This window comes from Vibrio sp. Vb1980, assembly GCF_033338615.1.
GTDB classification, from domain to species: Bacteria; Pseudomonadota; Gammaproteobacteria; order Enterobacterales; family Vibrionaceae; genus Vibrio; species Vibrio alginolyticus.
On the sequence record NZ_JAWOSZ010000194.1, the window covers coordinates 1 to 507 of the forward strand.

Genomic DNA, 507 nt, shown 5'->3' on the forward strand with positions numbered 1-507 from the left:
GCTACACACAGCTGACTCCAGGAGAGATATCTCAAGCGTTCAGCTTGGGTTTCACCTTGGTGTTCGTTGGCGGATATCTCTCAACTTACGCCATCAAAATGGCAATACGTTTAATAAAACTACTTTGAGGAATCTGTTATGAAACGTCTAAACGCGCTTAAAAAGTTCGGTAAACAAGCGGCGGCAACCGTCACTGTTGCGGTGCTTTCTGTCCCTGCTATGGCGGCGGAAGGTGGTGCAGCTGACCCGTTCTCCGCTATCGACTTATCTGGTGTAGCAACCAAAATCGGCGCGGCAGGTCTGGTGATTGTCGGCATTACTATGGCTTACAAATCCATCACTCTTGCTAAGCGTGCTGTGAATAAGGCTTAAGTTTATGTTGGCCATTCTTCACGATGTCATTCTCATCGTCTTTGTGCTTTTGGGTGGCATGGCTGGATTTGTGGCCTCTCAAAACTTTAGGGGATAGGGGGCTTCGGCTCCCTTTTTTAATGAGGTTTATACATG

At 47.5% G+C, this 507-nt stretch carries 1 protein-coding gene; it reads left to right on the forward strand.

Annotated elements, in window-relative coordinates:
• The first annotated feature begins 138 nt into the window (after positions 1–138).
• Entirely contained in the window at positions 139–372 is a 234-nt protein-coding gene (locus R7F64_RS24460; RefSeq protein ID WP_015975175.1) for a major coat protein, read from the forward strand.
• Positions 373–507 lie beyond the last annotated feature (135 nt).